Origin of the sequence: Streptomyces himastatinicus ATCC 53653, from assembly GCF_000158915.1 — a bacterium.
In the GTDB taxonomy this organism is placed as follows: Bacteria; Actinomycetota; Actinomycetes; order Streptomycetales; family Streptomycetaceae; genus Streptomyces; species Streptomyces himastatinicus.
This window is the reverse complement of the sequence record NZ_GG657754.1, coordinates 1,553,222-1,568,422: the sequence shown is the minus strand read 5'-3', so window position 1 is coordinate 1,568,422 and position 15,201 is coordinate 1,553,222. Positions and strand designations below refer to the sequence as shown.

The following is a 15,201-nucleotide window of genomic DNA, read 5'->3' as shown; positions in this document are numbered from 1 at the left end:
CAGACGGCGCGAGGCCGAGCTGTCCGCGCTCTTCGAGACCGCCCACGACCTCGCCGGGCTGCGCGATCTGGACGCGGTCCTCCCAGGCCATCGTGCAGCGCGCCCGCTCGCTGCTGGGGACCGAGGTCGCGTATCTGACCCTCAACGATCCGACCGCCGGGGACACCTATATGAGGGTCACCGACGGTTCGGTCTCGGCGCGCTTCCAGCAGCTGCGGCTCGGCATGGGGGAGGGGCTCGGCGGGCTCGTCGCCCAGACCGCGCGCCCCTATGTGACCGACAGCTACTTCGACGACCCCCGGTTCCAGCACACCCGCACCATCGACGCAGGCGTCAGCGACGAGGGCCTGGTCGCCATCCTCGGGGTGCCGCTGCTGCTCGGCAGCGGCGTCATCGGGGTGCTGTTCGCGGCCGACCGCCGCGTCCGCGTCTTCGAACGCGAACAGATCGCCCTGCTCGCCTCCTTCGCCGCACACGCGGCCGTCGCGATCGACACGGCCAACCTGCTCGCCGAGACCCGGACGGCGCTGGCCGAACTGGAGGCCGCCAACGAGATCATCCGGGACCGCAGCGGTGTCATCGAGCGCGCCTCCGAGGTCCACGACCGGCTCACCGAACTGGTGCTGCGCGGTGGCGGGGTGCAGGACGTCGCCGCCGCGGTGGCCGAGGTGCTCAGCGGATCGGTGGACTTCCTGGAGGCCGATCAGGCGCCCGCGGGCGCCCTCGACCGGTCGCGGGCCGACGGCCACGCCGTACGCCACGGCGAGGACTGGATCGCGGCCGTCTCCGCGGGCGGCGAACTCCTCGGCGCGCTCGTCCTCCACGGCCACCCCCGGCTCGACCCCGTGGACCAGCGCACCCTGGAGCGCGCCGCCATGGTCACCTCACTGCTCCAGCTCGCCCGCCGGTCGGCGGGCGAGGCCGAACAGCGGGTGCGCGGCGAGCTGCTGGACGATCTGCTCGACGCGCCCGACCGGGAACCGCGGCTGCTGCGGGAGCGTGCCGCGCGGCTGCGGGCGGACCTGGACGCGCCCCATGTCGTCCTCGCCGCGGGCATCGACGCGCCCCGCGCCGAGCCCGCGGCCGAACCCGCCCCATCCGCCGAGGACGCCGCCGACCGGCAGCGCCTGTGGTCCGCCGCGTCCCATCTGGCCGCCACCCGGCAGGGGCTGGCCGCGGCGCGCGACGGCGGCACGGTGCTGCTGCTGCCGCTCGCCGACGGCGACAGCGCCGACGCCCTCGCCCGCCGCACCGCCCGGCAGCTGGGCACCGCCGTGCACGCGCCCGTCACCGTCGGCGCCTCCGCACCCGTCGCCGCGCCCGCCGCCCGCCCCGCCGAGGTCGCCGCCTCGTACGCCGAGGCCCGGCGCTGTCTGGCCGCGCTGCGGGTGCTGGGCCGGGCCGGTGAGGGGGCCGCCGCCGAGGACTTCGGCTTCCTCGGCCTGCTGCTGGCCGGTACGCGGGACGGCACCCGGGTGCGGGACTTCGTCGCGCGCACCATCGGGGCGGTCGTGGAGTACGACGCGCGCCGCGGCACCGGGCTGGTCCGCACGCTCGACGCGTACTTCGCCAGCGGGATGAGCCCGGCGCGCACCAAGGACGAGCTGCATGTGCACGTGAACACGGTGGCGCAGCGGCTGGAGCGGGTGGGGCGGCTGCTCGGCGCCGACTGGCAGTCGCCCGCGCGGTCGCTGGAGATACAGCTCGCGCTGCGGCTGCACCGGCTGACGGGGACCGTGGAGCACCCGCCCCACACGCCCTGAGCCGAGGCCCGCCCCCACTCTCTAGGCCGAGGCCGAACGGGACGCCTTCGACGCCGCCCGCGGCTCATCGTCGTCGTCCGGCCGGATGGCGGCGAGGTCGCGTTCGCGGGTCTCCTTCGCCGCGCCGACCGCCACCATCGTCAGCAGCGCCGCCGCGATGACGTACAGGGCGATCGGCGTGGCGCTGTCGTAGTCGGCCAGCAGCGCGGTGGCGATCAGCGGTGCGGGCGCCCCGGCCGCGACCGAGGAGAACTGGGCGCCGATCGAGGCGCCCGAGTACCGCATCTGCGTCGCGAACATCTCCGAGAAGAAGGCCGCCTGGGGCGCGTACATCGCACCGTGGAAGACCAGCCCGACCGTGACCGCGAGGAGCAGCGCCCCGAAGCCCTTCGTGTCGATGAGGGCGAAGAAGGGGAACGCCCACGCGCCGACGCCCACGGCGCCCACCAGATAGACCGGACGGCGGCCGATACGGTCCGAGAGGGCGCCCCAGGCCGGGATGGTGGCGAAGTGCACGGCGGAGGCGATGAGGACGGCGTTCAGCGCGGTCTGCTTGCCGAGGCCCACATGGTCGGAGGTGGCGTAGACGAGGACGAAGGCCGTGAGCACGTAGTAGCTGATGTTCTCGGCCATCCGGGCGCCCATCGCGACCAGGACGTCCCGCCAGTGGTGGCGCAGGACGGCCACCAGCGGCATCTTCTCCGCCACGTCGGCGGACTTCCGCGCCTCGGCCTGGGCCAGCGCCGCCTTGAACACCGGTGATTCATCGACAGAGAGACGAATCCACAAGCCGACCAGCACCAGCACACCGGAGAGCAGGAACGGCACCCGCCATCCCCAGGACTCGAAGGAGCTCTCGGAGAGCAGCCCGGTCAGCGCGGACAGCACCCCGGTGGCCAGCAACTGCCCGGCGGGGGCGCCGGTCTGCGGCCAGGACGCCCAGAATCCGCGCCGTCGGGCGTCCCCGTGCTCGGACACCAGCAGCACCGCCCCGCCCCATTCGCCGCCGAGCGCGAAGCCCTGCACCAGCCGCAGCGCGGTGAGCAGTACGGGCGCGGCCGAGCCGACGGTGGCGTGCGTCGGCAGCAGGCCGATCGCGCAGGTCGCCCCGCCCATCAGCAGCAGGCTCAGGATCAGCAGTTTCTTACGGCCGAGCCGGTCGCCGTAGTGCCCGAACACCAGGGCGCCGATGGGCCGGGCGGCGAAGCCGACCGCGTACGTCAGGAACGACAGCAGGGTGCCGACGAGCGGGTCGGAGTCGGGGAAGAAGAGCTTGTTGAAGACGAGCGCGGCGGCCGACCCGTAGAGGAAGAAGTCGTACCACTCGATGGTGGTGCCGATGAGGCTCGCCGCGACGACGCGGCGCAGCGATCCGGGGCTGGTCGGGGGAGCGGGGGCCGGAGGAGCCATGGTTACCACTTCCGAGCGGGTGCGGGGACGGATGCGAGTGCCCACACCGTAGAAATGCGCATGTCAGCTCGGATATGTACGCGGGCTCCACACTTGGGCCGTCCGCTGCGGGCGCGGCACCCATACGAGCACGGGCCCGGGGCAGGCGGTGTCCGGTGTCCCCCGGGCCCGTACGCGCCGCTTCAGACCTTGCGGTAGTCGTACGCCTCCGCGGCGGCTCCGGCGACGGTGTCCACGTCCGCGCCCGTGGACGCGGTGACCACGGCCGCCACCGCGCCCTCCACGAGCGGTGCGTCCACCAGCCGGGAGCCCTCCGGAAGCTCGTCCTCCTCGGCCAGCAGCGCCTTGACGGTCAGTACGGCGCTGCCGAGGTCGACCAGTATGGCCACCCCGGCGCCCTGGTCGACGGCGTACGCCGCCTCGCGTATCAGCTCCTCGCTGGTGCCGAATCCGCCGTCCGGGGTGCCGCCCGCGGCCCGTACGGGCGCGGTGCCGCCACCGGCCAGCGCGGTGGCCATTCGGGCGACCGACTCGGCGACCTCCCCGCTGTGCGACACGACCACGACGCCGACCAGCTTCTCGCCACTGTCCTGGGTCATCGGACGGCCTCCGCAAGCGCCGCGACGATCAGCGCGGACGAGGTGGCGCCGGGGTCCTGGTGGCCGACGCTGCGTTCGCCCAGATAGCTGGCCCGGCCCTTGCGCGCCAGCATCGGCACGGTGGCCAGCGCGCCCTTGTCGGCGGCCTCGCCCGCCGCGGTGAACGACGCGGTGTCGCCGCCCAGCGCCTCCACCGCGGGGAACAGCGCGTCCAGCATGGTCTTGTCGCCCGGCGCGGCGCCGCCCAGCTGGGCCACCGCGTCCACCCCGGCCCGCAGCGCGTCCGCCAGCTGCTGGGGCGTGACCTCGGCCGCGTCCCCCAGCGCCTTGCCCGCGCGCCGCAGCAGCGTTCCGTACAGCGGCCCGGAGGCGCCGCCCACCTTCGAGATCAGCTGGCGACCGGCCAGGATGAGCGCGGCGCCGGGCGAGCCCGGCGGCTCCTTCTCCAGCGCCTCCGTCACGGCCGCGAAACCGCGCTGCATATTGGTGCCGTGGTCGGCGTCGCCGATCGCGGAATCCAGCTCGGTGAGCCGGGCCGCCTCGCGTTGCACGGACTCGGCCGCTGCGGTGAGCCAGCGTTGGAAGAAAGAGGTGTCGAGCGCGTGTTCGACTGCGGATTCACTGCTGGACACAGACGCCTCCTCATGACGGTAACCGACGGCGACAGCGTACGTATCAGGCCGGCCGGTGGGGTCCGGCGGGCCGGACCCCACCGGTCCGGGTCCGGGTCGGGGTCCGGTGGCCCGGATCCGGTGGTCGGGGTCCGGTGGTCGGGGTCCGGTGGTTCGGGTCAGCAGCCCCAGCGCAGCCCGGCGGTCCGTACGGGCGCGTCCCACAGCCGCAGCAGGTCCTCGTCGACCTGGCACAGCGTGACCGAGGCGCCCGCCATGTCGAGTGATGTGACGTAGTTGCCGACGAGCGTACGTGCCACCGCCACGCGGCGCTCGCCGAGCACCCGGTGCACCTCGGCCGCGAAGCCGTACAGCTCCAGCTGCGGGGTGGCACCCATTCCGTTGACCAGGACGAGCACCGGATTGTCCGGGCGCAGGTCGTCCAGCACCGCGTCCACCGCGTAGTCGGCGATCTCGCGCGAGGTCATCATGGCCCGCCGCTCCCGCCCCGGCTCGCCGTGGATGCCCACGCCCAACTCCAGCTCCCCGGCGGGCAGCTCGAAGGTGGGGCCGCCCTTGGCGGGGGTCGAGCAGGGCGAGAGCGCCACGCCGAAGCTGCGCGAGCACGCGTTGACCCGGCGGGCGATCGCCTCGACCCGCTCCAGCGGCGCACCTTCCTCGGCCGCCGCTCCGGCGATCTTCTCCACGAACAGCGTGGCGCCGGTGCCGCGGCGGCCCGCCGTGTGGGTGCTGTCGGACACGGCCACATCGTCGTCGACGAGCACCTTGGCGACCTGGATGCCCTCGTCCTCGGCCAGTTCGGCGGCCATGTCGAAGTTGAGCACGTCGCCGGTGTAGTTCTTGACGACGAACAGCACGCCCTTGCCGTTGTCCACGGCGGCCGCCGCGCGCACCATCTGGTCGGGCACGGGGGAGGTGAAGACCTCGCCGGGGCAGGCCGCGTCGAGCATGCCGGCACCGACGAACCCGCCGTGCAGCGGCTCATGGCCGGAGCCGCCGCCGGAGATCAGGGCCACCTTGTCGGGCACCGGCGCGTCCCGCCGGACGACCACCCGGTTTTCGACATCCACGGTCAGTTCGGGATGGGAGGCGGCCAGTCCGCGCAGTGCGTCGGCGACCACGGTTTCGGCCACATTGATGAGCATCTTCATGGGCGTGTTCGTCCTCCGCCGGGTGGGAGCTGTGCACCGCTGCAACAGCGTACGGATCCGGCGCGGTGATGGCACCCCTGGGGCGCTGAGCCGATCGGCCTAATAAGACGAAAAAGGTACATAGGCATCATATGGTGCGCGCATGGAGAACACTGCCGCACCGGCGGCCGCTGCCGCGCGTCCGCGCCCGCATCCACCCCGGCCGCCGCGCCACCGGCGCCGCGCGCCGTGGCTCGCGGTGGTCGCCGTCGGCTACGCGGCGGTCCAGCTCGCGGTGGTCGTTCCCCATGTCGGGCACGCGTTGGGCTGGGACGAGTCCGTGTACGTCTCCCAGGTGGACCCGCGCACCCCGTCCGCGTACTTCAGCGCGCCGCGCTCCCGTGGCATCAGCATGCTGGTCTCCCCGGTGGTGGCCGCCACGTCCTCCATCACGGTGCTCCGGGTCCTCCTTACGGTGCTTTCCGCGGGCGCGCTCTACGCCGCCTTCCGCGTCTGGAACAGGTTGCTGCCCCGTGGTCCCGTGGCGCTCGGCGCGCTGCTCTTCGCCGGGCTGTGGATCACCACGATCAGCGGCCCCGCCGTGATGCCCAACCTCTGGGTCGCGCTCGGCGCGGTGGCCGCCGTCGGCTGGTTCCTGCGGTTGCCCAACGAGCGCCATGCCCGCTGGTGGCTGGCTGCCCTCGTCGCCGGTGTCACGCTCGTCCGCACCCCCGACGGCGGCTGGCTGGCCTTACCACTGCTGGCCGCCGCGCTCCGGGTGCGGGTCTGGCGGCCCGCGCTGCCCCCGCTGGTGGGCGGGCTCCTGCTCGGCGCCGCGCAGTGGATCGGCGAGGCGTACGAACGCTTCGGCGGCATCGGCGGGCGGCTGGACGTCTCCAGTGAGGTCGAGGGCGGCATGGGCCTCCACTTCGCCGTCGGTGCCGCGCTGCGCAGCCTCAACGGGCCGCAGCTGTGCCGCCCCTGCGAAGTGTCGCTGACCCATCCGGAGCTGACCCTGTGGTGGCTGTCGCTGCCGGTGCTGACCCTCACCGCCGTCAGCCTCGCCCTGCGGGACCGTCACGAACGGCGGACCCGGGTGCGCGTCGGGCTCGGACGGCCCTACGTACCCCAGGACCCCGGTGCGCCGGTCACCGTGCTGCCCATCGTCTGCGCGGCTTCCCTCGCCGTCCCCTACCTGCTGCTCATCGACTACTCGGCGCCGCGCTTCCTGATGCCCTCCTACGCGCTGCTCGCCCTGCCCATCGCCGCGCTGGGCTTCCGCGCCGTACGCACCGCGCGCTCGCCCCGCCACATGGCCACCGCGCTCGGGATCGTCGTCGTGCTCCAGCTGGCCAGTCAGTTCGCCGTCCTCACCCACACCTCGGCGGTGTCCGAGAAGACCACCGGGCGCTACCGCACCGCCGCCGAGGGGCTGACGCGGCTGGGGCTGCGGCCGCCGTGTCTGGTGGCGGGCGACCGGGCCCTGCCCGTCGCGTACCACGCGGGCTGCGCCTCCGCCCAGACCGCCGGGAACAACCGCTCCACCAGCGTGTCCGGGCTGCTGCGGCGGGCCGCGCACGAGCCCACGGCGCTGCTCGTCCGGCGCGACGGCGGCGCCCGGCCGCCGTCGTACGCCCGCACCTGGATCGGGTTCCCGCTGCCGGGCACGGCGTGGAGCGCGTATCTGCCGCCGCATCAGGCGCGCCAAGTGGCCTCGCGCGGCGCGGGGGAGTCCCTCCAGTCCCGTCAGTCCCGGAAATCCGGACAGAAGACGTCGGGTAATCCCGCGAACATGGGCGCCATGACGACGCTTCCGATCACCAGTTGGGCCGGATTCCAGGCCGCCGAACCCGGCTTCGCCACGGCCGCGCAGGAGCGCTTCGGGCGCTACCGCACCCATGTCCTGGCCACCCTGCGCCAGGACGGCTCCCCGCGGCTGACACCGCTGGAGGTCAACTTCCGCTTCGGGGAACTGTGGCTCGGCATGATGCCCGACTCGCGCAAGGCCGTCGACCTGCGCCGCGACCGGCGCTTCTCGATCCAGGCCAACCCCGGCGCCGACACCGGCACCCCCGGCGGCGACGTCCGGGTCAGCGGCCGGGCCGTCGAGGTGACCGACCCCGATTCGCTCGCCCGCTTCGCCGCCGAGGTCCATCCGCCGGAGCCGTTCCACCTGTTCCGCGCCGAGGTGACCGAGGTCGTACAGACCGAGGCCGGGGAATCCGGGCTCAGCCTGCGGACCTGGCGCCCGGGCCAGCCGGTACGGGTCCTGCGGCCCGGCGCCGACGACGGCCCGCCCCCGGCGGACGAGACGAGCTGAGCGCTCCGCCCGATGGCCCACGGCCCCACGGCCCTTCCGAATTTTTGGAACGCGTTCTACCGTGCCCCTCGATCCCAGGACGCTCCCCGAACCGCCGTCGTGGCGCACGCGAGACTCCAGGAGGGGCCGTGGACCTCGAATACACCCCTGAGCAGCGGCAGTTACGAGCCGAACTGCGCACCTACTTCGCCGAGCTGGTCCCCGATGACGCCTACGCCCGCTACGCGGACCCCGCCGGGCAGAAGCGGTTCTACCGCGAGACCATCCGCCGCCTCGGCGGCGACGGCTGGCTGGGTGTGGGCTGGCCCCGGGAGTACGACGGGCGGGGGCTGGGCCCGGTCGAGCAGTTCATCTTCTTCGACGAGGCCGCCCAGGCGGGCGTACCGCTGCCGCTCATGGCCCTCAACACCGTCGGCCCCACGCTCATGCGCTACGGTACCGACGAGCAGAAGCGGTACTTCCTGCCGCGCATCCTCTCCGGCGAGATCGACTTCGCCATCGGCTACAGCGAACCCGACGCCGGAACCGACCTCGCCGCCCTCAAGACCCGCGCCGTACGCGACGGCGACGACTACGTGGTGAACGGCCAGAAGACCTGGACCACCAACGGCGACACCGCCGACTGGGTCTGGCTCGCCGTCCGCACCGACCCCGACGCCAAGCCCCACAAGGGCATCAGCATCCTGCTCGTCCCCACCGCCGACCCCGGCTACTCCTGCACCGTCATCACCACCCTCGCCTCCCACGACACCACCGCCAGCTACTACGAGAACATCCGCGTCCCGGCCGCCCGCCGCGTCGGCGCCGAGAACGAGGGCTGGCGGATGATCACCACCCAGCTCAACTACGAACGCGTCACCCTCGCCGCCCACGGCACCATGGCCATCCGCGCCCTGCGCGGCGTACAGCAGTGGGCCGCCGACACCAAGCTCCCGGACGGCCGCCGGGTCATCGACCTGGCCTGGGTCCGCACCCGGCTGGCCCGCACCCACGCCCGGCTGGACGCCATGAAGGTGCTCAACTGGCAGATGGTGGACGCCCTCCAGCGCGACACCCTGACCCCGCACGACGCCTCCGCCGTCAAGGTCTACGGCTCCGAGGCCCGCCGCGACGCCTACGCCTGGCTCATGGAGATCGTCGGCGCCGCGGGCCCCCTCAAGGAGGGCTCGGCGGGCGCGGTCCTCCACGGCGAGCTGGAACGCGGCTACCGCAGCAGCGTCGTCTTCACCTTCGGCGGCGGCAACAACGAGATCCAGCGGGAGATCATCTCCTGGATCGGCCTGGGCATGCCCCGCGTACGCCGCTGACCCGAGCCGTTCTACGGGCGGCGGGACGCGTCCGGCCTGGCCTTGCGGGCGTGGCGGGCCGCCTTGTACGTCTCGGGCAGGAAGCGGTGCCGGGCGGCCGCGCGCCGGGTGGCCCGGTCGCCGCCGACGACCTGCGCCCGGCCGGACATCAGGGCGTCGAAGCCCTGGCGGGCGACCTGGACGCGGCTGTTCTTCTTCATGCCGGGGCCGAAGGCGGTGTCGTTCATGCCCGCGCGGGCGTGGAAGTCGCTGTCGGTGGCGCCGGGGAGCAGGGTGGTGACGCTCACGCCGTGCTCCTCGAGTTCCTCGCGCAGGCCCAGGGCGAACATGCGGGTGAAGGCCCGGGAGGGTCCGTAGACGGTCTCGTACGGGGTCGGCAGCGTGGCCGAGAGCGAGGACGTGATCAGGATCCTTCCGCTGTGGCGGGCGGCCATGTGGCGGGCCACGTGCTTGGCGAGGTGGACGACTGAGGTGACGTTGAGGCCGATCAGGCTCAGCTCGTCGTCCAGGCCGGTGTCGAGGAAGGCGCCGCCGATGCTGCGGCCGGCGTTGAGGACGGCCGCCCCCAGGGGGCGGCCGGTGTCCTCGACCGCCTGCCACACCGCTTCGACGCCCTCGGGCCGGGCCAGGTCGGCTCGGACGGGGACGACCCGGGCGCCGTGTTCTTCGAAGTCGGACGCGGCCTGGTGGATGGTGTCGCTGCGGCCGGTGGCCACGAGGTCGTGGCCGTCGCGGGCGAACAGCAGGGCCAGTTCGTAGCCGATCCCGGCCGACGCTCCGGTGACCAGTGCCAGCGGACGGCGGGAGGGGGCGGTGCTCACGGGGTGCTCCTGTGGGGTGTGGTCTTCGTCTGGTCGGGTGCCAGGCCGCGGGGCGTGGCGTCGGCGTTCCAGCTGGTCAGCAGCTGCCATGCGTCCTGCGACGGCTGGTCCTTGGCGGGCAGGTAGAGGAAGAGGGTCTGGTCCTCCTCGCCGGGCATGGTGAACGCCTGGTAGTCGATGGTCAGCGGGCCGACGACCGGGTGCCGGAAGCGCTTCTGGCCGAACGTGCGGTCCAGCACCTTGTGGTCGGCCCACCAGTGGCGGAAGTGCTCGCTCTTCATGGCCAGTTCGCCGACCAGCTCCGCGGTGCGGGCGTCCTCGGGGTGGCGTCCGGCGTCCAGCCGCAGGATCGCCGTCATCTCCGAGGCGATCTTCTCCCAGTCCACGTACAGCTCCCGGGCGGCCGGATCCAGCAGGATCCAGCGGGTGAGGTTGCGTTCCCGGTAGGGCATGGCGTCGAAGTCGGCCAGCAGGACCCGGCACAGGTGGTTGGTGGCCAGGATGTCTCCGCGCCGTCCGAGGATGAACCCGGCGTGGTCGGTGAAGGAGTCCAGGAACCGGTGCAGGCCGGGGCGGGCCCGCTGGACGACGGGCGGGCTGCGCCGGGCCTTGCCCTTCTGCGGTCGTACGAGGTCGAAGAGGTGGGCTCGCTCGGCGTCGTCCAGGCGCAGCGCGGCGGCGACTGCTTCCAGCACGGGCGGGGAGGGGCTGATCTGCCTGCCCTGTTCCAGGCGCGTGTAGTAGTCGGTGCTCACCCCGGCCAGCTGCGCGACCTCCTCACGCCGCAGGCCCGGGACGCGCCGGTAGGCGCCGTGCTCGGGCAGTCCCACCGATTCCGGGCCGATCCGGGCACGGCAGCGGCGCAGGAATTCGCTGAGATCCACGTTGCGTGCCATGACTCCATGCTGCCGCGCCGTCCCCCGTCCGGCATGGCCCGAAGGTGGGTCTGTGCGTCCTAGGAAGCCGCTGACCAGGAGCGTAGCCGGAGGGCTCAGGTCGCCCGCGGGTAGAGCAGACAGTCCTCGGGGCGGATCACCAGGCTGATCTCGGGGCCGGTGTGGCGTACGGCGCTCTCGGCGTGTACGCGCAGGTCGCCGATGGTGAGGACGTACTCGAAGCGGGCGCCGGTGTACGAGCACTGCTCGATCCTCGCGCGGAGGACGTTGACGTCGGCGTGGTCTCCCTCGGCGTCCGTGCGGTCGGTGAGCGTGATGCGTTCGGAGCGCAGTCCGACGGTGGCGGCTTCGCCCGGGGCGGGGGCGGTGTCGGTGCGTACGACCCTCAAGTGGCGCCCCGTGGTGCCGAGTTCCACGCGCAGTGTCTTGGCGTCGGCGGGTGACTCCTCGTCGATGCGGCCGTCGAGGAGGTTGCAGCGGCCGATGAAGCCCGCCACCTCCGGGGTGGCCGGGGTTTCGTAGACCTCGACGGGGGTGCCGACCTGCTGGAGGCGGCCGTGCATGAACACGGCGATGCGGTCCGAGAGGGACATCGCCTCGATCTGGTCGTGGGTGACGTAGACCGTGGTGATGCCGACCTCGCGCTGGAGGTCCTTGAGCCACATGCGGGCCTGGCCGCGCATCTTGGCGTCGAGGTTGGACAGCGGCTCGTCCAGGAGCAGGACGCCGGGGGAGTAGACGATGCCGCGGGCCAGCGCGACGCGCTGCTGCTGGCCGCCGGAGAGCTGGTGGGGGTAGCGGTCGCGCAGATGCGCCATGTCGACCTTGGTGAGCGCGTCGTCGATCAGGCGCCGCTGTTCGGCCTTGGCGACCTTGCGGAGCTTCAGCGGCAGGGCGAGGTTGTCGGCGATGGTCATGTGCGGCCACAGCGCGTAGGACTGGAACACCAGGCCCAGATTGCGGCCCTCGGGCGGCACGGCGGTGCGCGGCAGCCCGTCGAAGAAGACCTCGTCGCCGACGCGGATGGTGCCGGAGTCGGGGTGTTCCAGGCCCGCCACGCACGACAGGGTCGTGGACTTGCCGCAGCCGGAGGGCCCGAGCAGGGTGAAGAACTCCCCGTCGGCGACGGTGAAGTCGATGTCCTCCAGGACGGTGGTGCCGTGGAAGGACTTCGTGATGTTCTCGACGGCCAGCTCAGGCATCGTGCTTCCTCTTCAGCAGCAGGCCGGCCAGGCCGGCGACGAGGGCGGTGACGGCGATCTGAAGGGTGGCGAGCGCGGCGACGGAGCCGGTCTCGCCCTGGGTCCACAGATCGATGGCGGTGGTGCCGATGACCTGCGATTCGGCCCCGGCGAGGAACATGGCGGGCGCGTACTCGCGGATCATCTGGGTCCAGATGAGCAGGAACGAGGCGAGCATCGCGGGCACCAGGAGCCGGATCAGGATGCGCGACACCGTGCGCCACCAGTCGGCGCCCGCGACCCGGGCGGCCTGGTCCAGTTCGGCGCCCAGCTGCATCGTCGCCGGGGAGATCGCCCCGTACGCCGACGGCAGGGCCCGTACGCCGAACGCGATGATCAGGGCCAGGAGCGTGCCGCGTACGGCGTCCCCGCCCGGCATCCACGCGAAGGCCCAGAAGAAGCCGATGCCGACGATCAGGCCTGGCACGGCGTGCGGCGACTGCGCGGCCGTCTCCAGCAGGCGCGCGAAGCGGAAGTCGGAGCGGCGCGCCACCAGGACCACGGCGGTGCCGAGCAGGGTCACGGCGACCGCGCCGATGAACGCCACGGTGATGCTGTTGACGATCGACTCCGTGTAGGGGGCGTAGGCGAAGATCAGCCGGAAGTTGTCCAGGGTGAGCAGGTCGAACGGGTTGACCAGCGGAGTGAGCAGCGAGGTGAACGCGCGCAGGATCAGGGCGGCCATCGGCAGCAGCGCGCCGAAGACGACGTACACGCCGACGAACGCGAAGCCGAGCCACTTCCAGCCGCCGATGTCCAGGAGCCGGGAGCGGCTGGCCTTGCCGCGCACCGAGACGAAGCGCTGGGCGTGCCCCAGCAGCCGCGCCTGCACCGCGACCAGGCCGATCGTGGTGAGCAGCATGAAGGTGGAGGCCGCGCCGAGGAGGCCGTAGTCCGGGCTGACGGAGTCGATGCCCTGCTCGTACAGGAAGCTGGAGAACAGCGTCAGCCCTGCGGGCTCGCCGAGGATCAGCGGGATCGACAGGGTCTCCACCGCCGTCCCGAAGATGAGCAGCCCCGCGTAGAGCATCGGCGGGCGCAGCATCGGTACGACGATGGAGCGCAAGGTCCGGATCGGGCCCGCGCCGACCGAGCGGGCCGCGTTCTCCAGCGAGGTGTCCGATGCGGCAAGGGCGTTGGCGCAGAACAGGAACGCGACCGGGACCTGCGCGACGGCCTCGACGAACGCCATCCCGGGCAGCGTGTACAGGTTCCACGGCACCCAGCCGAGCCCTTCGCGCACCGCGCTGGTCAGAAATCCGGCCGGGCCGTAGACGACGATCCAGCCGAAGGCGAGGACCAGCGGGGAGATGTAGATCGGCCAGCGCAGCACCTGCCCGAACAGCCGGGCGGCGGGGAACCGGGTGCGCTCCAGGAGGACGGCCATGGGGACGGCGACGGCGAGCGCGAAGACCGTGGTGAGGACGGCGAAGAGCAGCGTGTCGAGGATGATCGACCCGAAGTCCGCCTCGGTGAACAGATGGACGTAGTTGGACAGGGTGAAGGCGCCGCCCGCCGCGTACAGCGGCTGGTTGCGTATGGACTGGTAGAGGACCGGGATGACGGGCGCGAGGACGAGCGCGGCGGTGACGAGGAACGTCAGCCAGTGGATGGTGACCTCGCGCCCGGCGCCGAACGGGCGCCGATAACGGGGCGTGCCCAACCCGCCCGCGTGCGGGGCGGGTCGGGGTGGCGCGGGCGCCGGAGGTGTCTGGGTGGCCATGGCGACTCCGTACGAGCAGATGTGTCTGATGAGGTTCTGGAGCGCGGCGGCCGTCAGCGCGCGGCCTTCTCCCAGCGCTCCAGGTACGCGTGCTGCGTCCGCTCCGGCACCCGGACGTAGCGATAGCGGTGGACCCGGTCGCGGCCGAGCGTGCGTTCCAGGTCCTGGAGACTGTCGATGGCGTCCTGGCGCACCCCCGGCCGGTACGGCACCAGACCGCCCGCGGCGACGGCGGCCTGGCCGTCGGCGGAGAGCAGGAAGTCCAGGAAGAGGCGGGCCGCGTTCGGATGCGGGGCGGTCTTCACGATGGACGCGGCGCGCGGCACGACGACGGTGCCCTCCTCGCAGTAACTCCAGCCGAGCAGCCCGCCGCTGTCCTCGGCGGCCGGGATGGCGACGCCGCCGCTGAGGTTGATCGAGAAGTCGTACTCGCCGGACACGACCTTCTCCACGAGCGTTCCCGAGGAGTGGTCGGCGCGGGCGAAGGGCAGCAGCCGCCGGAAGGTGTCCCAGCCGTCGGCGACGGCGCTGGTGTAGCCCTCGTTGCTGGAGTAGCCGAACGCGTTCGACGGGTCGTACACGCCGACCTTGCCGCGGAAACGGGACGGCTTCGCCTCCACGATCCGCGCCAACGACTTCAGGCCGGTGGGGAATTGGGACCGGTCGATGGTCTTGCGGTTGTACAGCACGACGACCGGGTCGGTCGAGAAGGTCCAGACGCCGGGCAGCGCCTCGGCCCAGCCGGGGAGGTGGTCCCGCTCCGGCGAGCGGTAGCGGTCGGCGGCCTTCCGGGTGGCGTAGTCGCCCCAGAGCGGGCCGCCGTTGTTCACCAGGAGATCGGCCGGGGAGGTGCTGCTCGCGGCCTCGCTGTAGTAGCGCTCGTAGACCGCCGAGCCGCCGAGGTTGGTGGCGCGGATGTCGGAGAGCCAGGGGTAGCGCCGGGTGAACGCCTCGAAGATCGGCTGCCAGTTGGTCTGCGAGGTGTTCGAGTAGATGAGCAGCTTCTGCTCGTGCCGCGACCGGTCGACGATGCGGTCGTACGCGGCCGGGTAGTACGCGGGGACCGGCTGGGCGGCGGCGTTCGCCTCGTCCGCGGTGCAGCCGGAGAGCGTGCCGCCGGTGGCGGCGAGGACGCCCGCGGCGGTGGCGCCGCGCAGCACCCGGCGGCGTGTCGGCCGGGCGTGCGCGGACGGGGCGTCGATGCGGTCTGTGCTCATGATCCCTGCTGTCGTTCCGGGCGGGTGGAGCCCGCGGGTGAGCGTCGGGCGCCCCATGTTGTCTCAAGCCGCGCATTGATACAACTGTTGGACCCAAGGGATTTTGATGGCTCTGGTACCGACCTGGCGGCGAACGCGAGAT

The 15,201-nt window shown here is 72.6% G+C and carries 11 protein-coding genes and 1 pseudogene; 3 read left to right on the top strand and 9 right to left on the bottom strand.

From position 1 onward, the window contains the following. A pseudogene (locus SSOG_RS05940) lies at positions 1-1,763 on the top strand (helix-turn-helix domain-containing protein); the annotation flags it as partial. A gap of 21 nt (positions 1,764-1,784) precedes the next feature. Here the strand turns inward: SSOG_RS05940 and SSOG_RS05935 are convergent. The 4 genes from SSOG_RS05935 to dhaK all read right to left on the bottom strand — a co-directional run bounded on the left by SSOG_RS05935 (position 1,785) and on the right by dhaK (position 5,555). Beyond that, entirely contained in the window at positions 1,785-3,173 is a 1,389-nt protein-coding gene (locus SSOG_RS05935) for an MFS transporter (RefSeq protein WP_039936680.1), read from the bottom strand. Positions 3,174-3,355: 182 nt separating this feature from the next. Next, positions 3,356-3,772: a PTS-dependent dihydroxyacetone kinase phosphotransferase subunit DhaM gene (locus SSOG_RS05930; RefSeq protein ID WP_009713302.1), complete on the bottom strand. Its 417-nt coding sequence runs from the start codon at positions 3,770-3,772 to the stop codon at positions 3,356-3,358. Beyond that, positions 3,769-4,404: a dihydroxyacetone kinase subunit DhaL gene (gene dhaL / locus SSOG_RS05925; protein WP_009713301.1), complete on the bottom strand. Its 636-nt coding sequence runs from the start codon at positions 4,402-4,404 to the stop codon at positions 3,769-3,771. The genes SSOG_RS05930 and dhaL overlap by 4 nt, the downstream gene beginning before the upstream one ends. Positions 4,405-4,562: 158 nt before the next feature. After that, positions 4,563-5,555 (bottom strand): dihydroxyacetone kinase subunit DhaK, encoded by a 993-nt coding sequence (gene dhaK, locus SSOG_RS05920; RefSeq protein WP_009713300.1) that lies wholly within the window; start codon positions 5,553-5,555, stop codon positions 4,563-4,565. Between the two features lie 142 nt (positions 5,556-5,697). On the opposite strand from dhaK, the gene SSOG_RS05915 reads away from it, so the two are divergent. Together SSOG_RS05915 and SSOG_RS05910 are read left to right on the top strand one after the other, a co-directional pair. Then, positions 5,698-7,854 carry a pyridoxamine 5'-phosphate oxidase family protein gene (locus SSOG_RS05915; protein WP_009713299.1) on the top strand — a complete coding sequence of 719 codons (2,157 nt, stop codon included), beginning with the start codon at positions 5,698-5,700 and terminating at the stop codon, positions 7,852-7,854. Between the two features lie 128 nt (positions 7,855-7,982). After that, on the top strand, positions 7,983-9,161 hold the full coding sequence (locus tag SSOG_RS05910) for an acyl-CoA dehydrogenase family protein (protein WP_009713298.1): 1,179 nt from the start codon (positions 7,983-7,985) through the stop codon (positions 9,159-9,161). Between the two features lie 11 nt (positions 9,162-9,172). Here the strand turns inward: SSOG_RS05910 and SSOG_RS05905 are convergent, their stop codons facing one another. The 5 genes from SSOG_RS05905 to SSOG_RS05885 form a co-directional block, all read right to left on the bottom strand. Then, a complete protein-coding gene (locus tag SSOG_RS05905; protein ID WP_009713297.1) occupies positions 9,173-9,982 on the bottom strand; it encodes an SDR family NAD(P)-dependent oxidoreductase in 810 nt (269 codons plus the stop codon). Further along, complete coding sequence (locus SSOG_RS05900; RefSeq protein ID WP_009713296.1) at positions 9,979-10,878, bottom strand: helix-turn-helix transcriptional regulator; 900 nt, start codon at positions 10,876-10,878, stop codon at positions 9,979-9,981. Before SSOG_RS05900 ends, SSOG_RS05905 begins: the two co-directional genes overlap by 4 nt. A 95-nt stretch (positions 10,879-10,973) precedes the next feature. Continuing rightward, entirely contained in the window at positions 10,974-12,080 is a 1,107-nt protein-coding gene (locus SSOG_RS05895) for an ABC transporter ATP-binding protein (RefSeq protein WP_009713295.1), read from the bottom strand. Next, complete coding sequence (locus SSOG_RS05890; RefSeq protein ID WP_009713294.1) at positions 12,073-13,842, bottom strand: ABC transporter permease; 1,770 nt, start codon at positions 13,840-13,842, stop codon at positions 12,073-12,075. Before SSOG_RS05890 ends, SSOG_RS05895 begins: the two co-directional genes overlap by 8 nt. A gap of 53 nt (positions 13,843-13,895) precedes the next feature. After that, on the bottom strand, positions 13,896-15,059 hold the full coding sequence (locus tag SSOG_RS05885; RefSeq protein ID WP_039936678.1) for an ABC transporter substrate-binding protein: 1,164 nt from the start codon (positions 15,057-15,059) through the stop codon (positions 13,896-13,898). Positions 15,060-15,201 lie beyond the last annotated feature (142 nt).